Source organism: Acidaminococcus sp. (genome assembly GCF_050873445.1).
Lineage (GTDB): Bacteria > Bacillota > Negativicutes > Acidaminococcales > Acidaminococcaceae > Acidaminococcus.
Genome location: NZ_JBNMIU010000041.1, coordinates 1 through 21,099, shown reverse-complemented (window position 1 = coordinate 21,099; position 21,099 = coordinate 1). Strand labels below are relative to the sequence as shown.

At 53.2% G+C, this 21,099-nt stretch carries 21 protein-coding genes, 1 pseudogene, 1 CRISPR repeat array and 1 other annotated feature; of the genes and pseudogenes, 3 read left to right on the top strand and 19 right to left on the bottom strand.

The window, feature by feature from the left end:
• Positions 1-150: 150 nt before the first annotated feature.
• From ACR0QW_RS07915 to ACR0QW_RS07870, 10 genes are all read right to left on the bottom strand, one after another.
• Positions 151-534, bottom strand: coding sequence for a metal-dependent transcriptional regulator (locus ACR0QW_RS07915; RefSeq protein WP_432643149.1), 384 nt, complete (start codon positions 532-534; stop codon positions 151-153).
• Positions 535-663: 129 nt separating this feature from the next.
• Complete coding sequence (locus ACR0QW_RS07910; protein ID WP_432643148.1) at positions 664-1,716, bottom strand: OmpA family protein; 1,053 nt, start codon at positions 1,714-1,716, stop codon at positions 664-666.
• A gap of 165 nt (positions 1,717-1,881) precedes the next feature.
• Positions 1,882-3,048: a hypothetical protein gene (locus ACR0QW_RS07905; protein WP_432643147.1), complete on the bottom strand. Its 1,167-nt coding sequence runs from the start codon at positions 3,046-3,048 to the stop codon at positions 1,882-1,884.
• Positions 3,049-3,068: 20 nt separating this feature from the next.
• Positions 3,069-4,466: an NADPH-dependent glutamate synthase gene (gltA, locus tag ACR0QW_RS07900; RefSeq protein ID WP_432643146.1), complete on the bottom strand. Its 1,398-nt coding sequence runs from the start codon at positions 4,464-4,466 to the stop codon at positions 3,069-3,071.
• Positions 4,451-5,293 carry a sulfide/dihydroorotate dehydrogenase-like FAD/NAD-binding protein gene (locus ACR0QW_RS07895; RefSeq protein ID WP_432643145.1) on the bottom strand — a complete coding sequence of 281 codons (843 nt, stop codon included), beginning with the start codon at positions 5,291-5,293 and terminating at the stop codon, positions 4,451-4,453. Before ACR0QW_RS07895 ends, gltA begins: the two co-directional genes overlap by 16 nt.
• Before the next feature lie 39 nt (positions 5,294-5,332).
• Positions 5,333-6,613 (bottom strand): amidohydrolase, encoded by a 1,281-nt coding sequence (locus ACR0QW_RS07890; RefSeq protein ID WP_432643144.1) that lies wholly within the window; start codon positions 6,611-6,613, stop codon positions 5,333-5,335.
• Positions 6,610-7,449, bottom strand: coding sequence for an S-methyl-5'-thioadenosine phosphorylase (mtnP, locus tag ACR0QW_RS07885; protein ID WP_432643143.1), 840 nt, complete (start codon positions 7,447-7,449; stop codon positions 6,610-6,612). Before mtnP ends, ACR0QW_RS07890 begins: the two co-directional genes overlap by 4 nt.
• Before the next feature lie 22 nt (positions 7,450-7,471).
• Positions 7,472-8,125, bottom strand: coding sequence for an HAD-IA family hydrolase (locus tag ACR0QW_RS07880; protein WP_432643142.1), 654 nt, complete (start codon positions 8,123-8,125; stop codon positions 7,472-7,474).
• A 173-nt stretch (positions 8,126-8,298) separates the two neighbouring features.
• Positions 8,299-8,970 carry a 3'-5' exonuclease gene (locus tag ACR0QW_RS07875; RefSeq protein ID WP_432643141.1) on the bottom strand — a complete coding sequence of 224 codons (672 nt, stop codon included), beginning with the start codon at positions 8,968-8,970 and terminating at the stop codon, positions 8,299-8,301.
• A 5-nt stretch (positions 8,971-8,975) separates the two neighbouring features.
• Positions 8,976-9,236 (bottom strand): heavy-metal-associated domain-containing protein, encoded by a 261-nt coding sequence (locus tag ACR0QW_RS07870; protein WP_432643140.1) that lies wholly within the window; start codon positions 9,234-9,236, stop codon positions 8,976-8,978.
• A gap of 262 nt (positions 9,237-9,498) precedes the next feature.
• Positions 9,499-9,740, top strand: a binding site (T-box leader).
• Between the two features lie 71 nt (positions 9,741-9,811).
• On the opposite strand from ACR0QW_RS07870, the gene ACR0QW_RS07865 reads away from it, so the two are divergent.
• Positions 9,812-11,038, top strand: a complete 1,227-nt coding sequence (locus ACR0QW_RS07865; protein WP_432643139.1) for a YkvI family membrane protein — start codon at positions 9,812-9,814, stop codon at positions 11,036-11,038.
• A gap of 153 nt (positions 11,039-11,191) precedes the next feature.
• Here ACR0QW_RS07865 and ACR0QW_RS07860 read toward each other — a convergent pair whose 3' ends face one another.
• The gene (locus ACR0QW_RS07860; RefSeq protein ID WP_432643138.1) at positions 11,192-11,635 is read right to left on the bottom strand and encodes a hypothetical protein; all 444 of its coding nucleotides are present in this window, start codon (positions 11,633-11,635) and stop codon (positions 11,192-11,194) included.
• A gap of 439 nt (positions 11,636-12,074) precedes the next feature.
• Here ACR0QW_RS07860 and ACR0QW_RS07855 point away from each other — a divergent pair, with 439 nt between their 5' ends.
• A complete protein-coding gene (locus ACR0QW_RS07855) occupies positions 12,075-13,262 on the top strand; it encodes an amidohydrolase (RefSeq protein ID WP_432643137.1) in 1,188 nt (395 codons plus the stop codon).
• A 6-nt stretch (positions 13,263-13,268) separates the two neighbouring features.
• Positions 13,269-14,690 carry a YfcC family protein gene (locus tag ACR0QW_RS07850; RefSeq protein WP_432643136.1) on the top strand — a complete coding sequence of 474 codons (1,422 nt, stop codon included), beginning with the start codon at positions 13,269-13,271 and terminating at the stop codon, positions 14,688-14,690.
• Positions 14,691-14,817: 127 nt separating this feature from the next.
• Here the strand turns inward: ACR0QW_RS07850 and ACR0QW_RS07845 are convergent, their stop codons facing one another.
• The 8 genes and pseudogenes from ACR0QW_RS07845 to ACR0QW_RS07810 all read right to left on the bottom strand — a co-directional run.
• Positions 14,818-15,981 (bottom strand): UxaA family hydrolase, encoded by a 1,164-nt coding sequence (locus tag ACR0QW_RS07845; RefSeq protein WP_432643150.1) that lies wholly within the window; start codon positions 15,979-15,981, stop codon positions 14,818-14,820.
• Between the two features lie 3 nt (positions 15,982-15,984).
• Positions 15,985-16,293, bottom strand: a complete 309-nt coding sequence (locus ACR0QW_RS07840; RefSeq protein WP_432643135.1) for a UxaA family hydrolase — start codon at positions 16,291-16,293, stop codon at positions 15,985-15,987.
• Positions 16,294-17,168: 875 nt separating this feature from the next.
• A pseudogene (locus ACR0QW_RS07835) lies at positions 17,169-17,387 on the bottom strand (IS3 family transposase); the annotation flags it as partial.
• A gap of 48 nt (positions 17,388-17,435) precedes the next feature.
• A CRISPR array of direct repeats spans positions 17,436-17,865; the repeat unit is 32 nt; unit sequence ATTTCAATCCACGCACCCACAAGGGGTGCGAC.
• A 123-nt stretch (positions 17,866-17,988) separates the two neighbouring features.
• Positions 17,989-18,279: a CRISPR-associated endonuclease Cas2 gene (gene cas2 / locus ACR0QW_RS07830; protein WP_432643134.1), complete on the bottom strand. Its 291-nt coding sequence runs from the start codon at positions 18,277-18,279 to the stop codon at positions 17,989-17,991.
• A 5-nt stretch (positions 18,280-18,284) separates the two neighbouring features.
• Positions 18,285-19,316: a type I-C CRISPR-associated endonuclease Cas1c gene (gene cas1c / locus ACR0QW_RS07825; protein ID WP_432643133.1), complete on the bottom strand. Its 1,032-nt coding sequence runs from the start codon at positions 19,314-19,316 to the stop codon at positions 18,285-18,287.
• Entirely contained in the window at positions 19,313-19,987 is a 675-nt protein-coding gene (gene cas4 / locus ACR0QW_RS07820; RefSeq protein WP_432643132.1) for a CRISPR-associated protein Cas4, read from the bottom strand. Before cas4 ends, cas1c begins: the two co-directional genes overlap by 4 nt.
• Positions 19,984-20,877, bottom strand: coding sequence for a type I-C CRISPR-associated protein Cas7/Csd2 (cas7c, locus tag ACR0QW_RS07815; protein WP_432643131.1), 894 nt, complete (start codon positions 20,875-20,877; stop codon positions 19,984-19,986). Before cas7c ends, cas4 begins: the two co-directional genes overlap by 4 nt.
• Positions 20,877-21,099: type I-C CRISPR-associated protein Cas8c/Csd1 (locus ACR0QW_RS07810; protein ID WP_432643130.1), on the bottom strand; the 223-nt coding region annotated here is incomplete at its 5' end. The genes ACR0QW_RS07810 and cas7c, both read right to left, overlap by 1 nt.

Genomic DNA, 21,099 nt, shown 5'->3' with positions numbered 1-21,099 from the left:
GTAAAATTCCCTGTTTGGGAGTACTATAATACACAGTTAGGTTTTTCATTGTCAGTTAAATTCTAACACGAAAAAGGACTTTCGGTTCGCAAGAATCGAAAGTCCTTTCTCGTGTTCATGGGGCCATTATTTCACAGCCCCCGTTTTTCATCAACGCTTGGAACGGAGTCTTACGTATTCTTTTTTCAACGCATCGAACGTTTCGTCGCTGATATCGTGCTCGATCTTGCAGGCGTCGTGTTCAGCGTTTTTCTGGGAAACCCCCAGATTGACCAGGATCAGGGTCAGTACCTGATGGCGTTCATAAATCCGTTCAGCGATGTCCCGACCCGTTTCCGTCAGGTTCACGAATCCGGATTCGTCCACCGTCACCAGGCCTTCCTGCCGGAACTTCTTCATAGCCACACTGATGGTGGGTTTGGAATACCCCATTTCGTTGGCAATATCGATGGACCGCACCAGTCCCAGGCGATTCTTCAATATCAGGATGGTCTCCAGATACATTTCAGTCGATTCAGTTTCATGGAATTCCATAACAATTTCCCCTATGCATAGCGTATCTTGTGATACGAAATTTTACTGTCATACTATACCATCCATAGCATTTGTGCAAACCACAAAAGGACTGTCCCTTTCGGGACGGTCCTGAATCGGTTCCGGAAATTATTTATGTTCCCAGATATCCACACGACGGTTGTCAGCTTTGCCAGCTTCGGTAGCGTTGGAAGCTACCGGGTCGGTTTCGCCCTTGTAGTTCAGTTTCATACGGTCAGCGGCGACGCCGTTGTCGTTGGCATACTTGGCTACGTTCAGCACACGGCGTTTGGACAGGTCTTCGTTATAAGCATCAGAAGCGTCACTGTCGGTGTTGCCGACCAGTTTGAAGGTGGAATCCGGATGAGCCTTGGCTACTGCAACGAAGTTGGCCAGTTTGGCAGATTCAGAAGCTTTCGGAGTATCCACATCGCTGTCGAAGTGGATACTGTCCAGATAGTAATCATTGTAAACATGAGCCGGAGCCACAGGGGGTTCAGCAGCCGGTTCTTCAGCAACAGGAGCAGCAGCTGCTTTCTTGTGACCGCCGAAACGATAGGACAGGCCAACCAGGAAGCCACGATATTTGATGTTGTTGTCGTCATCCAGTTTGGTATCCACATACCGGTAACCGGCATTCAGATCCCAGTTGTCAGCGAAGGTGTAAGCCAGGCCGGCATCCCATTGGCTGGTCTTCTTGGTGCCCAGAGCACCTTCCGCATAGAAGGCCAGGTTCTTGGCCAGGTTGTATTTGGTACGTACACCGAATTGGGCCACATTGTTGATGACGCTGTCAGCCGTACCGGTATGCGAACCCTTATAGCTGCCGTCGAAGTCGTTATCGATGCGGTTCCAGCCGGCGAACAGAGCCCAGTTCTTGTCCAGGCTGTAAGCCAGGTTGACTTCGTTCTGGTTCCCATCGGTCTTGAAATCATCCTTCTTGGTCTTCAGGCCGCGATACTTGTATTCCAGAGCCCATTTATCGGACAGGCCATAAGCCAGGCCGCCATCGAAATTCCATTTCGTGCTGGAGTTTTTGCCAGCAAATTTGGCTTTCGGAGCCCAGGCCCCCAGATCCATTTGCCATTCTCCCTGATCCCAGGAAGTTTGCGGTGCAGCGCACCCGATGGACGCAGCCGTAGCCAGAACAGCCAGCGTCACTGCAAATACTTTGTTCTTCATTGCAGATTCCTTCTTCCGATACGAATTTTATACAAATGAAAAACAACCGGACTCACCGGTCATTCCATACATGATTTTACCCCTTTATATATGAAAGGACAATGAAAAATTTGTGTCAAAATTATGTCATGATACAGAAAAAGCGCCCGAAGGCGCCTTTTCTCCTTACTCATCCACTCCCGGTCTCAGCTTGCTGCCATCATTGTTCTGCAGCAGACTGAAGCTTTCCACACTTTGCTTGAAAGCACTCAGCTTCAGATCGTAGTTGATGGTATCATCCGTCTGGTACCGGATCTGGTACCCGTTGCCCTGGGCGTTCATCAGGAACGTATTCACCACGAACACCTTTTTCAGGTCCCCGCTGTCGGTACATTCCATCATGCTCCCGTTCAGAGTCCCCACGGTAATGGGCTGGTGCCGCAGCACTGTGATGTTGGGCGTATACCGGGTCACCTTCTGCACAAAAGTGTTTTCCGCAGCCGTCAGCCCCGCCGCCGTGGATGTCCCCAGTTCATTGAACGTATCATCGGAGAATTCCCGTACCATGAGTCCGTCCGTATGGACACTGCTCAGGCTTCGGGCAAACAGCACATTGTCTGCCCGAAGGGTGTACATGCGCCAGCCGCTGGGGATTTCCATCTGGTACCCCATGCCCGGCACCGTCAGCACGTTCACATCCGTATATTTCACCGGGTTCAGGGTCAGGCTGCCGGTCAGGGCTTTCAAAGCCTGACGGGCAGCAGCTTCCATATTTTCCGGTGCGCTCACGTTCACCACCAGCAGAACGTTCTTTTCCGGCTGGTAAGCCTTGCCGATCAGGAACGGCCGATGGGTGCGGAGCTTTTCCTCGGGCACTGCCACATAGGTATAACTGTCCGGGCCCTTCTTCTTTTCCGCCCGTTCTGGTTCCGGTTCCCCGCTGGTGCTGCGGTATTTCCGCAATTTCCGTTCCAGGATGCCGTCCAGGGCCGGGGCGCTGCCCAGGTCCTTATTGGTTCCGTCCTCCCGGATGGTATCATTTTCCTGGTCCTGGATCCGGGTCAGGAATTTGGTGAAGTCCTTTTTCTGCTCACTGGAATACTGCTTCATGGGCACAGAGATGAAACTGGGCAGCGTATACAAATCGGCGCTGACCATGAAATCCTTGCCCACCGTAAAGCGGATCCCGGTAGAGGTGTGGTAGATTTCCTTGCTGCCAGCCGGCATGGTGAGGATATACCCACCGCTGGCCGGTTTATACGTAGTATCTGGCGCAGCGTTCCCGGCTGAAGCCCAGGGCAGGCTGAGCCACAGGAGAGAAGCTGCTGCCGCTAAAGTTTTACGAAATTGCATAAGCAGCCCTTTCTGTCTGGTTATTTCAGATTCCCCTTGATATACTGGTCGATTTCCACAGCTGCCTTTTTGCCGGCACCCATGGCGGAAATCACAGTGGCCGCACCGGTCACGATGTCGCCGCCGGCGAACACTCCGGGGATGGAAGTCTCTTCGTTTTCATCCACGGTAATGAGACCCTTTTTGTTGGTCACCAGATCCGGTGTCGTGTGCTTCAATAACGGGTTCGGGCCCTGGCCAATGGCCATGACCACCATATCCACATCATATACATGGTTACTGCCCGGGATTTCCACTGGTCTGCGCCGGCCGGAAGCATCCGGTTCGCCCAGCTGGGTACGGATGCATTCGATGCCCGTGACCCAGCCGTCTTCGTTGCCCAAAATCTGCACCGGGTTATTCAGCATATGCAGTTCGATGCCCTCTGCCTTGGCATGGGCGATTTCTTCCTTACGGGCAGGCATTTCGGCTTCACTGCGGCGGTACACCACAACGACCTTTTCCGCCCCCAGACGCTTGGCAGTCCGGGCAGCATCCATGGCCACGTTGCCGGCGCCCACTACAGCCACCCGCTTGCCCACATACACAGGGGTAGCCATCTTGGGGAACTTCCAGGCGCCCATCAGGTTCACACGGGTCAGGAATTCATTGGCGGCATACACCCCGTTCAAGGCTTCGCCGGGGATGCGCATGAAGTGCGGCAGACCGGCGCCGGTACCTACGTACACGGCCTTGAACCCTTCTTCTCCCAGCAGTTCATGCAGGGTAAAGGTACGGCCAATCACCACATCGGTCATGATTTTCACGCCCAGCACTTTCAATTGTTCGATTTCGTGCTGCACGATGGTCTTGGGCAGACGGAATTCGGGAATGCCGTACATGAGCACACCGCCCACCTTGTGCAGGGCTTCGAACAGGGTCACTTCATAACCCAGTTTGGCCAGCTCGCCGGCCGCCGTCAGGCAGCTGGGTCCTCCGCCCACCACGGCCACTTTGATACCGTTCTTGGGAGCCAGGCCTTCTTTGATCATATCGGTGCCGTTCTCCCGGGCCCGGTCCGCCACAAACCGTTCCAGACGGCCGATAGCCACCGGTTCGCCCTTGATGCCCAGGACGCAGTGCTTTTCACACTGGTTTTCCTGGGGGCATACACGGCCGCACACAGCGGGCAGGCTGTTCTTCCGTTTCAAAATATGGATAGCCCCTTCGAAGTCTTTTTCCGTCACTGCATGGATGAACTGAGGAATATCCACGTTCACCGGGCAGCCCTTCACGCACTGGGGATTCTTGCAGTTCAGGCAGCGCTGGGCTTCGTCCACCGCCACATCTTCCGGATACCCCAGAGCCACTTCGTCAAAGTTCTTGTTCCGCACATCAGCCGGCTGTTCCGGCATGGGATTTCTCATTCCTCCACGCATTTGCAATGCCCCCCGCAACTGTATTCTACTGCTTCCTGATTTTTGTACATTTTGGACCGCTGCATCAGGTTCTTGAAATCCACCTTGTGCGCATCGAATTCAGGACCGTCACAGCAGGTGAACTTGCTCTCGCCGCCCACCTGTACCCGGCAGCCGCCGCACATGCCCGTGCCGTCCACCATAAGACAGCTCAGGCTTGCCGTAGTCCTTACCTTGTAGGGAGCCGTGGTCTTGGCTACATTGGCCATCATGATGATGGGCCCGATGGCGACCACCAGGTCGGGATGTTCTCCCTTTTCCAGCATATCGTTCAAAGGCTGGGTCACAAAGCCCTTGATGCCCTCGGAACCGTCATCGGTAGTGATGATCACTTCATCGCTGATTTTTTCCATCCGGTCCCGCCACAGGATCAGATCCTTGTTGCGGCCGCCGATGATGGTGATCACCTTATTGCCCAGTTCGTGATAGGCACGGGCGATGGGATGGACCGGTGCCACACCGATGCCGCCGCAGACCATGACCACAGTGCCGAACCTGCCCATTTCAGAAGGTTGTCCCAAGGGACCCAGCACATGCTGCAGTTTATCGCCCTCTGCGAAATCCCGGCAGATATGCCGGGTGGTATTGCCCACTGCCTGGATCATCAGGGTAATGGTACCCTTTTCCCGGTCGAAATCCCCGATGGTCAGGGGGATCCGTTCACTGGTTTCGTCACACAGAACCATGACGAATTGGCCCGGTTTGCATTTATGCGCAATCAGAGGCGCTTCCACTTCGAGTTCCCATACTGCAGGTGCCAGCTGCAGTTTCTTCAAAATCTTTGCCACACGTACCACTCCTTACAGATTTGTATTGTCAACTTTCAATCATGCCTTCGGGATCACATACCCGATGCACTGGTTCACTTCAGCAACCACTTTTTCCAGGTCGATGGTGGTCAGTTCACCCTTCTTTAACAGGATATTCCCGTCCACCAATACCGTATCCACATCGGCGCTGCTGCCGGCATATACCAGCAGGCTTGTTCTGTCGTTCCGGGGATACCAGGCCGGACTGTCCATATTGTACAGCACAATGTCCGCTTTCTGCCCCACTTCCAGCCGGCCCACGTTCTTCAGGCCCACTGCTTCAGCACCCATCCAGGTACCCATGGCCAGGGCCTGGGAGGCCGGTACCGCCTTGGAATCCCCGCTCTGGGTCTTGGCCAGCATGGCTGCCAGCCGTACTTCCTCCAGCATATCCAGGTTGTTATTGCTGCTGGCCCCGTCAGTACCCAGACCCACAGTGATGCCCTTTTTCAGCATGCTGGCCACGGGCGCAATTCCGCTGGCCAGTTTCAGATTGCTCTGGGGATTGTGAGCCACCCGCACATGGTGCCGGGCCAGGATTTCCTGATCTGCTTCATCCACATGCACACAATGGGCAGCCAATGTCCCCACTTCGAACATTCCCAGGCTCTCCATCAGGGCGATGGGAGTCTTGCCGTACTTCTTCCTGCAGTCTTCCACCTCCCCGGCAGTCTCTGCCAGGTGCATATGGATTTCACACCCCAGCTCTTTGGCCCGGGCGATCACACTCTCCAGATAGTCGTTGCTGCAGGTGTAGGGTGCGTGGGGTCCCAGCATGATATGGACCCGGTCGTTGCAGGCCCCGTTCCAGTTCCTGAACAGCCCGGTATTCTCCTCCAGCCGGCTGGCCCCGTCCTGGACGCTGCTGCCGGTGAGTCCCCGGCTCAGCACCGCCCGGATGCCGCTGTCACTGACGGCCTTGGCTGTTTCTTCCATAAAGAAATACATATCCGCGAAACAGGTAGTCCCTGTGCGGATCATCTCAGCGATGCCCAGCAGGCTCCCCCAGTACACCGCCCGGCCGTCCAGGTTGTTCTCCATGGGCCAGATCTTGTTCTGCAGCCAGTCCATCAGCGCCATATCATCCGCATAACTGCGGAACAGGGTCATGGCCACATGGGTATGGGCGTTCACCCACCCGGGGACTGCCAGGTGGTCGTGACCATCGATCACTTCCCGGCCTTCTACCGGTTCCGTGCCCACATAGGCGATATCCGTGCCGTTGATGCCGATAAAGCAGGGCCGGTTGTCGCTGCGATCAGCCAGCTCCACATCCTTCACTACGATATCATAGGTCATTTGCTGGGTCGTTCCTCCTTTACACCGGCGGTGAAAGTCTCCATCCGGAAGCCTCCGTATTCTTTCAATGCTTCGCGGCAGCAGCAGGTGTGAGCCGTCGGTTCCCCATCCTGTACATAGGCATCGATCAGTGCCACAATCCGTTTTTTCATGGTTTCCATGGCCCTGGTCACTTCTTCATGGCTCAATTCCCGGGTACTCAGCCCCGACCCCATATTGGTCACCACGGATACATTAGCGTAGCAGATTTCCGCCTCCCGTGCCAGTACTGCCTCCGGCATGTTGGTCATACCGGCCACATCGCCGCCCAGGACTCTGTACATACGTACCTCCGCCGCCGTCTCGTACCGTGGTCCTTCCGTCACTACGTAGGTACCATGTTTGGAATGCCGCAGTCCCAGTTTGATGATGTTGCGGATCAGCTTTTCCCGCAGAGCCGGACAATAAGGATTAGCGAAGTCCACATGGACCACCATTCTGTTTTCCCCATTGAAGAACGTGTTCACCCGGTTTTTGGTAAAGTCCAGGATCTGGCTGGTCACCACGAAGGTGCCCGGCGGCAGGCCTCGGTTCAGGCTGCCCACCGCCGTAAAGGAAATGATTTCCGTAACGCCCAGGCTCTTTAAGGCAAAGATGTTGGCCCTGTAGTTGATCCTGTGGGGCGGCACACTATGCCCTGCGCCATGCCGTGCCAGGAAGTAGATTTCATGCCCGGCCGCCACTGCTTTCAGGCAATGGGCCGTGCCAAAAGGTGTTTCTATGGTCAGGGGTTCCAGCCTGCCGAAGCAGGAAGCGTCTTCCACGCCCGTGCCCCCGATGATCCCGATCTTGCACACTGCAATCACCTCTTTGGATTCTTTAAGGAAGGATGTGCAAAAGTTCCTTCAGGGTATCAATGGTGTAATCCGGCTCCACGAATTCAGCGAAGAATTCCGGGGTAAACGAAGTCCAGTTTACCTTCACGGTTTTGCATCCGGCTGCTTTGCCGCTTACCAGATCGTAAGGGCTGTCCCCCACGCACAAACAGCGGGACGCCGGTACACCCAGAAGCTCCAGACCCTTTTCCATAGGTTCCGGGTCCGGTTTATGGGCTGTACATTCCTGGCAGCCGATGATGCCATCGATATACTCCGCCAGCCCCAGGCAGTTCAGACCCCGCAGACAGCTTTGCCTAAATTTGCTGGTGACGATCACCAGAGGGATACGGGCCGCATGCAGGGCCGCCAGTCCCTCCTTTACCCCGGGAAAGGGCCGGATCATATCATCGTGCCAGGCAAAATTGAAATGGCGGTAATATTCCGTCATTTTATCGATGACCCCTTCATCCTGCTGGCCCGTCAGCTCCGCCAGGCCCTGGCGCAGAGGCAGGCCAAAGGTATTGATGATATCCTGGTCCGTAAAGGTCCTGTCCGGAGCAAAATGGCCCAGGGTCTTATGGAACGTGGCCAGGATCAGAGGCGTGGTATTGGCCAGCGTCCCATCAAAGTCGAATAAAATACCGCAGGTAGACACAGAGTCCCTCCTTATACACAAACTACGACAGAATTTTACCACAAATTGGAAGGAAATGAAAGGGGGCAGCCTTACCGGCTCCCTCCTTTCATTTCGATTCCATAGCAGCTTTGCAGGGACGCCCGTTCCCAGATCCAGATGGTTTGGTACGGCAGGATCGGTGCATCATTGCTTTACCACAAACTCAGCTGCTCCCCTTCTTCCGGTGCCATCTTCTTCCGCACCGCTTCCAGGAATGCCTGGAGGCTGCCGAATTTCGCTGCCCCGTCTTTGATCACCTTCCGGTAGCAGGCGTCAGTAGTCTTCACGTCACTGAGTGCCCGGTGGGCCTGGGGATTTTCCACATGATAGTATGCCGCCAGGTTATTCAGCCGGTGATGCTCCCACAATGGGAACACCGTCCGGGCCATGGGCAGCACATCCACCCAGTCATTGGGAAGGGGGCGGCGGAGTTCCTTCTGGAACCCCTGCTGCAAAAATCCCATGTCGAACCCTGCATTATACCCTACCACGATCCGGTCTCCCAGGAACCGGCCAAATGCCTCCAGGGCTTTGGCCGCCCCGGGCGCCGCCAGCAGTCCATCATTGGTGATCCCCGTCAACCGGGAAATGAACGGCGATATGAACTGCCCGGGCTGCACCGTCACCGGCTGTACCAGCGTGGTGAAACTGCGGCCCGGTTTACCGGCCACAACTTCCAGAGCACCGATTTCGATGATCTGATCCTGCACCGGATCCAGTCCCGTAGTTTCCAGATCCACCACCACATAAGTGATGGGCAGCTGGAACAGACACCGTCCCGTGCCCGGCAGCGTCCCGGCGAAGTCCCTTTCTTTCCGTTTCATGATGCTCAGCCGAACAGACGGGCAAAGAACCCCTTCTTCTTTTCGCAGGGTTCCACCTTGAAGCTGGTCATCTGATAGCCCGTGTTGTCGATGACCCTGCGGACAGCATTTTCATCCAGCGGTTCATCCGCAATGATGTCTGTTTCTTTTTTGGAACGGGAAGAAGTAACCGAATCCACCCGGAAGGCGTTCCGGATTGCAGAATTGATATGGTTTTCGCACATGCCGCAGGCCATGCCCTCGACACCAACAACCATTTTAACCATAAGTATAACCTCCCTGTAAAAAATTCTATACCTAGTATGGGTATTTGGCGGTTATCATTATAATCAGTCTGTTGGATTTGTCAAGACTAACTTTGCTGATAACATGCCTGCCCCAGAACACCGTTTCTTGATAAACGTCCATCCACCCGGCAATGACACTTTTACATTTTTATATATAGCTATATTTCCTGTAATTTTTTCTGTAATCCCATTGACACATTCTGTCCACTATGGTATTCTTTTATCCATCAAACAAAAACGTCAAAACGCAATGACGCAAAGTAGTACGTTTGAAGGAAGGCCCCAGAGAGCTGCCGCAAGGTGCGAGGCAGTGCCCGATCCAGACCGAACTGATTGCCGAGCGGATGGGATGAAAAACCAGTAGTCCCTTACGGGAACTCCCGTTACAGAGCATGGCTGTCGCTACGTGCTGCAGCCGAGAGTGCGTCCATCGGACGAAACAGAGTGGTACCGCGGAAGGTCATGTCGCCTTTCGTCTCTTAGCAGAAATGCGGAGAGACGAAAGGCGTTTTCGTTTCTCTGGACACTTTACATCTTTTAAGGAGGAACTCCCCATGACCAACATCTCCACTGCCATCAAAGGCGCAACCTTATCCATGTGCTTCTCCGTAGGCGCCGTACTGTTCAGCTCCCATGCCGGCGGCGGCTTTGCCACCGGCAATCAGGAAAACGTGTACTTCATCAGTCTGGGCTGGCTGGGTCCCATCACCGCCATTTTTACCATGCTGCTGTTCACCCTCACCATCAAAGAGGCCATGAACATGTACAACAGCCGCCACCTGACCAGCTACAAGCAGCTGTTCCAGAACCTGTACAGCCCGGTGCGGGGCATCGAATACTTATTTGAAGCCTTCTTTTATATTATGGTACTCATGGCCGTTTCCGCCACCATCTCCGGAGCTGCCGCCGCTCTGGCCGCCCAGACCGGCATAGCCTACACCACCGGCATCGGAGTGGTGGGCACCGTAATCTTCTTTTTGACCATCTTCGGAGCCGGGCTGGTACGCCGGGCCACCACCTACATGGGTATCGCCATCCTGGCCATGGCCATTACCATCTTTTCCGTAGGCATCTATATGGGCGGTCAGGTCCCCGGTACCCATTTCATCGCCGACGCATTGGCCGCTGACTTCGCCGTGAACGGTTTCAGCAAACTGCCCACCGCCATCCTGCACGCTTTCACCTACTCCGGTTTCCAGTGCGTGGTCATCCCTACCATGATCGTAGTGGGCGCCCCCCTCGTCACCCGTAAGAACTGCGCCACCAGCATGTGGTTCTCCTTTATTATGAACGCCACGGCCCTGACCATGGCCGTATGCATGCTCATGGGCTGGACCGGCATCTACGGCAAGACCCCTCTGCCCACGCTGATGAGCCTGAAAGCCATGGGCATGCCCTGGCTGACCATTCTCTACACTGTAACCCTGATGCTCTGCCTGATTTCCACCGGCGTTACCACTGTATTCGGCTTCACCGCCCGTTTCTCTGAAATGAATGCTTTAAAGAAAATTTCCAGAAGCGCCGTAATCCGCAGTGCCATCGTCACCCTGTTCATCATCTGCCTGTCCATGACCGTTTCCATGGTGGGCCTGACCAACATCATCAAATACGGCTACGGCTATTGCGGATACCTGGCCATCGCCATCATCATCGTGCCGTTTTTGACCATCGGCCGCATGAAGAACAAACGGTATGAAAGTGATGCCGCATACCGGGAACGGGTAGACGCCATGAACGAATATCCCGGTGTGGAAGAAGCGGAAGCAGCAGAAGAAATGTAAAAAAATACCCAGCCTGCGCAAGGGCTGGGTATTTTTTAGTGGGTAGTGATCAGTGGTTAGAAAGTTCTAAACCGTACGTCCGATACTCAATCATAGGTACGGCACAATCCGCAGGGACAACCCCCCATGGCTCATAGTCCTTGCCAGCATTCTCTAAATCTTAAACACCCTCCCGCACCGATAACAGATGTAACTCCGATTATACTCCCTCTTCTCCTCCGGCAGGGTGTATTTGTTGTACTGATGCGCCCAGTACAACAAGCCGCAGCCGGCGACCCCTCCCAGGAACACAAACGCCCGGCCCAGCCATTCCCAGTCTACGATCAGAAACTCCACGAACCACAAAAACAGGCCTGTCATCACGCACCAGACGAACGGGATCATCATTTCCGCCTCTTCCGGCGGGGCCACTTTCGCCGCCAGTTCCGTCTGACTGAGACCCCCGGTGGCGCCGGCCCCCACGCCGAAGCCATCCCCGGCCACGCCCCCGCCCACCATATACCCGGTGGACCGGGACGTGCCCATCATATAGGCCATGGACAGCGATTGGGTATTTTCCGATTGACAATAAGGACAAGCATAACGAGATGCAGGCATGGATAATCATCTCCTTTATGATGATTCGTGGCTGGTGGTTAGATTGTTCGATTTGAATAAATCGTACCTCTGATTTTCAATTATAAGTACGCTGCAATCCGTAGGGGCGCACCAAGACTAGCGCAGCGCCATGTTGCCCGGTGCGCCCGCCCCCCGAACGCCAAATGTATGACCGTAACGCCTGGAGACTTCGACCGAACCCTCTTTATTCCATTTTCTATTATATACCACTAGCTGTCCACTTTTTAACCCAATTCCGCAGGGGGGCTTGTTACTGCTCCTTATCTTTGTAAAGGCAGATGACCTATGACGCAAAATCTGTTCCCGATTTTCGCAACACTCCCATTATATTTTCACCATTTTCTTCAAAAACTTGTCACTGTTCTTCCATTTTTATTATACAATAATCATATCTTATCCAAATGAGGGAGGTAATACCATGAATCAAGAACTCTTACAGGCCATCCAGGAAGAACTTCCTGCTGCATCTCGTCTAGTCCGCTATCTGTACGACCATCCGGAGACAGCATATCAGGAAGCTCTTTCCAGCCAGGCCATCGTCGATACGTTGAAAAAAGCCGGTTTTGCGGTGGAATATCCGTTTATGGAAAAAGAACTGGGCTACAGCACCGCCTTCCGGGCCACTCTCCACAACGGAGAAGGTCCCTCCGCTGCCATCCTGGTGGAATACGACGCCCTTCCTGAAATCGGCCACGGATGCGGGCACAACCTCCACGGCCCTCTGTCCGTTCTGGCCGCTTTGGCCCTGGCCAAGCGGAAAGACCTGTTTTCCGGCACCCTGGAAGTGATCGGTACTCCGGCAGAAGAAGAGGAAGGCGCCAAGCTCCACATGGCTCCTGCCGGCATCTTCGACCACCTGTCCCTGGCCATCATGATGCACAGCGGCAGCGGCCACTACAGCCAGACCAATATGGACGCCACCGCCCTGCGCTGCTACATCGTGGAATTCTCCGGCAAGAGCGCCCACGCCGCCGGCAGCCCCTGGCTGGGCCACAATGCCCTCACGGCCGCCCGGAAATTCATGGATCTATTGGATGCCCGGCGTGACGGGTTCCACCCCGGCACCATCATGAGCGAAATCATCCTGGACGGGGGCCGCCAGCCCAATATGGTCCCTGATTATGCCAAACTCCGCATGGAATTCCGTTCTCCTTCCCTGGGTGAACTGGAGAACCTGGATCACATCGTCCACTGCTGCGCCAAAGGAGCCGCCATCGCCCTGGAATGTACCGAAAAATTCACTCTGGGCTTCCCGGATTTCTACGATATGGTCCGTGTACCAGCCCTGGAAGACAAAATCACTGAAGAATTCCAGGCACTGGGAAAGCCCATTGAACCTGCCGCTCCAGCCGGCGGTTCCACCGATGTAGGCAATGTAAGCTACCGCTGCCCTACCATCCAGCCCATCATCAGCATCACCGACGAGCCTTATTCCCTGCATACGCCCGAACTGCGGGACGCCACGCTGACGGACCACGCCCGTGACCAGATGGCCGCCGGGGCCGCCGTCATCGCCGATACGGTGCTCTCGATTTTCAATGATGCTGCTTTCCGGGAAAAAGTACAAAGCGACTTCCAGCAGGCTGTAGCCAGAAAAAAGGAGTGAAACACCATGTCTGAAGACAAGATTCCTGTAACTCCGGAAGAAACCAAAAAGAAAAAATTCGTCCTGCCCCACATCTATGCCCTGCTGTTCGGCATCATCATCCTGTGTACCATCATGACCTGGATCCTGCCCGCCGGGGAATTCGACCGGGTCACCAATGCCGCCGGCCAGAAAATCGTGGTAGCCGGGACTTTCCACCTGGTGGACGCCCATCCTGTGGGCATCTTTGAAATGTTCAAATGCATCTATGAAGGCCTGTGCAATGCCGCCAACGTGACCATGTTCGTGTTCGTAGCCTATGCTTTCATCGGCCTCATCATCGCCACCGGGGCTTTCAACGGTCTGGTGGCCGGTCTGCTGCGGGTTTTCAAGGGCAAGGCCAAAGTGGCCATCATCCCCATCTTCATCACCCTGATCGGGTTTGCCTCCTCCACCATCGGCGTATTCGAAGAAACCTTCCCCTTTATCCCCATTTTCGTGGGCATTTCCATTGCCATGGGCTATGACGCCATTGTGGGCATGGCCATTGTTTCCCTGGCAGCCGCAATCGGCTACGCCGGGGCTTTCATGAACCCCTTTACTGTGGGCATGGCCCAGAGCATCGCCGGACTTCCCATCATGAGTGGTTCCGCCTACCGGATCTTCTGCCACATCTGCATGATTGTGGTGGCCTCCATCTACACCATCCGCTATGCGCTGAAGGTGGAAAAAGATCCTGCCAGGAGTTATGTGTACGGAGATTCTTCCGAATTCAGCATGAGCTCGGAGGAAGTGGCCAGCCATCCCTTCGGGATCCGGGAAAAATGTGTACTGCTGGTACTCCTGGCCGGCATTATCGTCCTGGTCTACGGAACCAAGAACTTTGGCTGGTATTTCACTGAACTCAGTGCCCTGTTCATGATCATGGGGCTGGCCTCTGCGTTCATCATGGGCTGGACTCCCAATGAAATCGCCCGGAAACTGTCCCGGAACTTCACCGACATTGCAGAAGCCTGCATGATGATCGGCATTGCCAGAGGCGTATTGATTGTCATGCAGCACGGCCACATCATGGATACCTTCGTGTACGGGCTCAGCCTGCCCCTTGCCTCCTTCCCCACGGTGATTTCCGCCGAATGCATGCTTCTGGTACAGACCCTGCTGAACTTCCTGATTCCCTCCGGATCCGGCCAGGCTGTGGTCAGCATGCCCATCATAGCACCACTGTCCGACCTGCTCCATATTCCCCGTCAGCTGGCAGTACTCTGCTTCCAGTACGGCGATGGGCTTTCCAACATCCTCTGGCCTACAGCTATGGCACCGGTGTGTGCCGGGATTGCCGGAGTCAAAGTGGAAAAATGGTGGAAATGGTTCGTTCCCCTGTTCCTGATGCTTCTGGCAACCCAGATGGTCACCGTAGCGCTGGCACTGATCATCGGGTGGCAGTAAGGGACTTTCCCCCGAACTGCCTCCGTTCTTTTCAATCAACTTACGGCAAAAAGGTCCGGTCCTCCTGATTGGGTGGAGGTCACCGGACCTTTTTTCTTATTTTTTACTCTGTCACAGTCCCTTTGCCTCAAATCACCGGACCCAGGCAATGGATATCGATGGCACTGAAATATTGAATGGCTTCGTTTTTTGTCATTTCGCCGTTGAGCACCCGGATAAGTTTCCGGAACACCTCTTCCCCCACTTCCTCAATGGTCTTCTCTCCATTGAGGATGGGACCCGCATTGATATCCATATCTTCCTGCATGCGCTCGTAGGTGTTGGGATTGCCGCAGATCTTGATCACGGGCATGCTGGGAAAACCCTGCGGTGCCCCACGGCCGGTAGAGAAGCACATGAACTGAGCCCCCGTAGCTGCCATACCCGTCAGGATCTCCGGTTCCCGCCCGGGCGTGTCCTTGATCCACAGTCCTTTTTGCGTGGTCACATGCTCCGGATACTCCAATACGCCCTGGATGGGACAGGTCCCGCTTTTCGCAATGGCTCCCAGGCTTTTTTCCTCGATGCTGGAAAGACCGCCGGCAATATTCCCGGGAGTAGGCTGCCCAGTCCGCATATCGACTCCCACGCTCTTCGCCCGCATTTCCATGGCATTGACGATTTCGTAAATCTTATCCGCTACCTGTGAGTTGACGGCTCTGCGGGCCAGCAGATGTTCACCACCCAGAAATTCCGTTGTCTCCCCGAAAATGACGGTAGCCCCCAGATTCACCAGTTTATCCGCCACATATCCAATGACACAGTTGGAAGCCATTCCACTGGTGGTATCCGAAGCTCCGCATTTGATGGACATGATGATATGGAAAACATCGGCCGGAACCCGCTGCTGGCCGGAGATTTCAATAACCAGTTTCCGTGCCAGATCCGTCCCTTTTCGGATGGCCCTGGTGACGCCGCCCAGTTCCTGGATATGGATGATTTCCACTGGTTTCCCGGTCGCTGACAGTTCCCGGTACATCCGTTCGTGATCCGTTCCCTCGCACCCCAGGCTGACAATCAGGACAGCACCCACATTGGGGCTTTTCCCCAGACTGATCAGGGTATCAGTCACCCGTTCCAGGTCTGGAGGCAGCTGACAGCAGCCCTGGTGATGCAGGTAGGGAATCGTTCCCTGGACCTGCCGACAGATGGCACCGGCCACATCATTCGCACAGGTCACACTGGGAATCACCGCTACAAAATTCCGTGCCCCGTAAGAACCGTCAGGGCGTTTATATCCGTAAAATTCCATCATTTACCTCTTTTCCAGGTCGCCGCGGCCGCGCATGCTGTCCAGGTTGTGGACATGGACATACTCACCTTTTTGAATATCCCGGGAGGCCACCCCGATTTCCTCGCCATATTTTACGATGATATCCCCTTTCGAAATGGCCATCAGGGCGATTTTATGACCGTACGGAATATCCCCGATGGCTTCGATCGTTTCAACCTGCCCACTTGGATCATGGACTTCTACCATGGTCCCATCCGTGACCCCATTGGCAAAAATAGTGGCCACATTATCTTTGGGGTTCACTTTCAACCCAATGACTTTTTCCTCCATCGACAACCCAGCTCCTTTGCGCAGCATCCTCCAGCCAGTTGCCAGGACAGCAACCGGGAAATGATGCCCGAATGATTCCATTATACAGCAAGAAACAATAGGAAAACAGTAGGGAATCTCCAGCCCGTCATGATACAGCGTTACCGATATGCTCTCCAAACGTGCGGATGTGAGAGGATTTTTTCACTGGTTGCAGAAACAGGCGAAGGTGTCTGTTAAAGCCGGACTATAATTGATCTAAAAGACCACTCTCCCCCTCCTATACCCGTTCCGGTATAGAACGCCTGGCTACCCGTTTCTCATGATACACTTTGGCAATCATATAAAGTGTTTCACCCCGTGATTCTGGAGATATGGTCATCCGTCTCATCGAAGCTGGGTAATGGGCCGACCCCAGGCTGTTGCCTTCCATATCAAAACTGATGCTATCGGTTATCCCAAGGGTCCGTGCTTTCAAATCCACATTGAAAAGTACCTTTGTAACCGATTCGCTAGGTGAGTTCTGGTAAAAGAGCACCCACATAAATACCCTGTAATCCCCAGGCATACGGACTTCTCTTACAGATTTTGGATCGAACCAGGAACCGACAGTGTCATTAGATCCCAGCCAAATCCACCTTTTCGATGGCTGGAAGGCTTCGCCCACCGAACAGAAGAATGCCAGCAGCAAGCATACGATAAGACATATCCGTTTGATTTTCTTCATTCCCATCCACTCCCATCAATGAATTGAACTTTGCTTCCTTCACTCTGATTTCTTCTACAAATCCAGTATAGCAAATGAAAAGAGTAAAATTGGGGACAGAATTGGAGAGAGTGTCAAGGCCGGGTTCAATTTGACCCATAGGAAGTGCGGATATTTTTTGGACCTGCACCGCAATATCCTGCATCTTTCTATATTGTATTGGACTCATACCACCAGGGGAAACTTTCATTCTTTCTTCAACATACCAATAAATATATTGATCCAATATATCCATGAACTCTTGTAAGGCTGAGTTATCTGGAGAGCACCCCTTCTTGGACATAGAACGGATCAGCCCTGAATTTTCCATTCGTTCAATCCACCCTGGCCAACGATAATGCGCACCCCGTAAGGAGGTGCGATAAAAATTCCCACAGGAGATCAAGCACCTGCCTTGATTTCAATCCACGCACCCACAAGGGGTGCGACTGGCCTGGGCCAGCGGCGGGCGATGTGCAACGTATTTCAATCCACGCACCCACAAGGGGTGCGACGAAGATGTGGCACAGCGCCGACACGAAGATGTGGATTTCAATCCACGCACCCACAAGGGGTGCGACCTATTCGTCAGCGGTCTGCAGAATGTCGTATTCGGTATTTCAATCCACGCACCCACAAGGGGTGCGACGGTAGTCACACAATTCAACGCTGCGCCCCAGCAGATTTCAATCCACGCACCCACAAGGGGTGCGACTTTGCTCAGCACATTGGCCCGGCGGATTTCATAAATTTCAATCCACGCACCCACAAGGGGTGCGACCCACAAGCAATTTAATTGCTAGATCATATACGTTTATTTCAATCCACGCACCCACAAGGGGTGCGACAGTCAAAGTGGCCGCACTGAATCTTTCCAGTGCAGTCTCCCTGTTTGCGCGAACCGTCTTTTTCGCATCAGTTCAAGCGGCTTTTCACCACATTCGATTCGAATGTTTGCTTCCACTTCGCGCTTATAAAATCATCGGCGCCGCAGGATCATACGTTTTCTTCGCTCCCACATGGATGATTTTACTTTGATACTTGTTTCCCAAATTATAGAACCGCAGGCTGTCTTTATTCAAGTCAATCATAGATTCCAACTCACCACGCAGTGCTACAAACTGAGATTCGTCCACCGAACATTCAAAAACAGAATTTTGGACACGCTGTCCGTGAGCCACGCAGCATTTGGCGACTTTTCGCAGGCGGCTCCTTCCGTCAGCTGTTTCTGTATTCACATCATAGGTTACCAGGACCAGCATCAGAATCACTTCCCCATAAAGGCAGGATATCCGTCCAGATCTCCACGGATCCATTTGGCCAGAAGCAGTGCCTGTACATAAGGGACGAGCCCCCAAGGCACCTTTTCCTTTAAAAATGGGTGCTCAACAAGTTCCTGTTTCCGTTCCTGCCATTTTGTCAGTACGATTTTCCTCCCGGTATCATTCAGGAGCACAGCTCCTGTTTCTGTCTTTTTGAAGTGTTTTCCGGTCACACTTTGGTTGTTGACCAGGAATAGCGCGAAGCGGTCAGCAATCAATGCCCGGAACTCTTCCATCAAATCAAGGGCCAGCGATTCACGCCCAGGCCTGTCCCGATGCAGAAACCCTACATAGGAATCCAGCCCCACTGTTTCTAACGCATTGGCACAATCGGACGCCAGGAGTGTATATAAAAATGAAAGCAGTGCATTCATAGCATCCAAAGGCGGCCGTTTGTTCCGACGGTGGAGATAAAACGTTTTCTTTTCCCGCAAAATCAGTTGATCGAACAGAGAAAAATACAGATGGGCTGCATTTCCCTCTACCCCTCTGATTTCATTGCCATTATTGGCTTTCTGCAAGTCATGGAGCGCTTGCCTTAAAAACACAATGGCATCCGTAAACTGTTCCTTATCCACAGAGAGAGGATGATCCCGTAAAAACCGCATCAACAGGAGCCTGGAATTCCAGATCTTTCCCGTCAGGAACCATCTGGCCAATTGGAGACTGTCAGCTTCCTGATCGGCCATCCGATATTGTGCCTTGCGTAACAGTACATTCCCATGGCTCGCGCCGCACACCCTGGCCAGGAACTTTCCATAGGGAGTCAGAAAACAAAAGCTGATTTGCCGCTTGGCACAGGCACCCAAAAGGGCAGGAGAAGCCCCTTTATAGCCGAAATAGAATATGTTTTCCACATTCAGCAAAGGAATCCGCTGCACAACATCCTTTTCTCGCCAGGCAACCAGATTTTCGTTTTCCAACGACAGGTACAAATCCTCTGACAGGATAAAAAGGGTATTCAGTAACCGTCTCATGATGTCCCCTCCTGCAGAAAATCTGCATAATAGTCGGAAACGGCCGTTTTCTTTTGTAATTTCGGCAGGCAGATATCCTGAAGAGAGCAGCGACTGCACCCTTTGCCTAGCTTTACTTTGGGAATGTATCGTTTCTGATAGTACTGATGCATTTCTTCAAAAACCGTGCGGACTTCCTGTCGCAGCTCCTCCGTGATTTCAATTTCCCGTCGATGCCGCAGGGCATGGTAATACAAACATCCTTTGGAAATCGTACAACCCAGCATTTCTTCCAGGCACATGACCTCACAGGTAAGCTGCAGGATATCGCTTTCGTCAGCTTTATCCTTACCTCGTTTGTATTCAATGGGAAGGATCTGCCAGTTCCCTCGATGGCCAGCCAAACGGGCCCCTTCCATCCCCTTCTCCAATTGAGTGCATTCCACCACATCACAAAAACCGGAAACGCCTAAGGTACAGGAACTGATGCGCAGTCCCCGTACCGTCAGGATTCCAGCTCTTTTTTCTGTAAGCTGACTGTCATGTGCCCGTCGATGCAGCAATTGTCCTTCTGCCGTCAGTCCATTTTCAGCCCACTGCTGTTCGATATGGATCAACGCCCATTGGCGCCTGCAGAAGATAAAATGCTGAATCCCGGATATCATCAGATAGTCAGATTCTGCGTAACTCATACCATCCGTTCGCAGGTTACACCCTCAGGCAGGTCTTGCGTATCCACCGTAACCTCATAATCAGCATAGGACCGAGGCGCTTTCCGCGGATCTTTCTTCGTTACTTTGACTCTTTCAAACAGCTTGTAAGCAGGAGCATTGCCAAGCTCAGAATCATGTTTGAATACAATCAGTTCACGAACCGCCATATTCCCTCTGGCGGCGGAATGATCATTTTCGAACATGTTGATGATGGCTTTCCACAACAGCTGCAGGTCTTCTTCCGAAAATCCGGTGGATTTGCGTGCCAGGTTGGCAGAAACGTACCCTTCCGCCTGATACAGGCCATAGGGAACGATATATTTCCGGCCCATTTCCGTATTCCTGCCTTCATCTTTTCTTTTAGCAGTAGTAATGGCCACCCGGGTGATGGTGATTTCCTGAGGCATGATGGGATCAATGCTGTGCGCAAAACCCAGTTGTACTGGTCCACGGACCTGACCGCAGCTCAGTGCTCCTTTGACAAAAGTCGTCATGACTGCACCGAAAGTACGGACATCATAGAAATTCTGGCACATAAAGTCACGGATCTTTTCATCAGCATCCGAATCTTTCTTTTTTACACTCTTCACATCTTCAATGCCCAGGTATTTCAGCGCCTGTTTGTCGTTTTCTTCCAGGGGGACATTTTCGCTGACATAGATTTTGTAGCCTTCCTGATTTTCTTTGGCAACTTCCACATAATTTCTGATCTTCCGTTTCAAGCAAACATCTGTCACCAGTCCCAGACCCGTTTCAGGATCGACCCGGGGCATATTCCCGGCATCCGGATCCCCATTGGGGTTCCCGTTTTCCACGTCAAACAGCACCACAAAATCATACCGATTGCGAATTGCAGTTTCCTTATCCATTATTCTTTATCCTCCTTTTTGGTGAAACGGTCCTGGGTCTCCTGATAATAGCCCAAAATAAACATACCCTGCTCATCCAAAGTCAGCCGCCCGGGAATGGGGCTGCCCTGATCAGGCATGGAAATCTTTCCCAGCAGGTCGCCGATTTTCTTTTGCATGGTGATTGCCCAGGCTTTCTTGTCCTTGCCCAATTTATTCAAATGGGCATTCGACAATTTTAAG

Coding starts and splice junctions, on each gene's coding strand:
- ACR0QW_RS07915 (WP_432643149.1), bottom strand. CDS start 534: ATGGAATTCCATGAAACTGAATCGACTGAAATGTATCTGGAGACCATC.
- ACR0QW_RS07910 (WP_432643148.1), bottom strand. CDS start 1,716: ATGAAGAACAAAGTATTTGCAGTGACGCTGGCTGTTCTGGCTACGGCT.
- ACR0QW_RS07905 (WP_432643147.1), bottom strand. CDS start 3,048: ATGCAATTTCGTAAAACTTTAGCGGCAGCAGCTTCTCTCCTGTGGCTC.
- gltA (WP_432643146.1), bottom strand. CDS start 4,466: ATGCGTGGAGGAATGAGAAATCCCATGCCGGAACAGCCGGCTGATGTG.
- ACR0QW_RS07890 (WP_432643144.1), bottom strand. CDS start 6,613: ATGACCTATGATATCGTAGTGAAGGATGTGGAGCTGGCTGATCGCAGC.
- ACR0QW_RS07875 (WP_432643141.1), bottom strand. CDS start 8,970: ATGAAACGGAAAGAAAGGGACTTCGCCGGGACGCTGCCGGGCACGGGA.
- ACR0QW_RS07870 (WP_432643140.1), bottom strand. CDS start 9,236: ATGGTTAAAATGGTTGTTGGTGTCGAGGGCATGGCCTGCGGCATGTGC.
- ACR0QW_RS07865 (WP_432643139.1), top strand. CDS start 9,812: ATGACCAACATCTCCACTGCCATCAAAGGCGCAACCTTATCCATGTGC.
- ACR0QW_RS07860 (WP_432643138.1), bottom strand. CDS start 11,635: ATGCCTGCATCTCGTTATGCTTGTCCTTATTGTCAATCGGAAAATACC.
- ACR0QW_RS07855 (WP_432643137.1), top strand. CDS start 12,075: ATGAATCAAGAACTCTTACAGGCCATCCAGGAAGAACTTCCTGCTGCA.
- ACR0QW_RS07850 (WP_432643136.1), top strand. CDS start 13,269: ATGTCTGAAGACAAGATTCCTGTAACTCCGGAAGAAACCAAAAAGAAA.
- ACR0QW_RS07845 (WP_432643150.1), bottom strand. CDS start 15,981: ATGGAATTTTACGGATATAAACGCCCTGACGGTTCTTACGGGGCACGG.
- ACR0QW_RS07840 (WP_432643135.1), bottom strand. CDS start 16,293: ATGGAGGAAAAAGTCATTGGGTTGAAAGTGAACCCCAAAGATAATGTG.
- cas2 (WP_432643134.1), bottom strand. CDS start 18,279: ATGCTGGTCCTGGTAACCTATGATGTGAATACAGAAACAGCTGACGGA.
- cas1c (WP_432643133.1), bottom strand. CDS start 19,316: ATGAGACGGTTACTGAATACCCTTTTTATCCTGTCAGAGGATTTGTAC.
- cas4 (WP_432643132.1), bottom strand. CDS start 19,987: ATGAGTTACGCAGAATCTGACTATCTGATGATATCCGGGATTCAGCAT.
- cas7c (WP_432643131.1), bottom strand. CDS start 20,877: ATGGATAAGGAAACTGCAATTCGCAATCGGTATGATTTTGTGGTGCTG.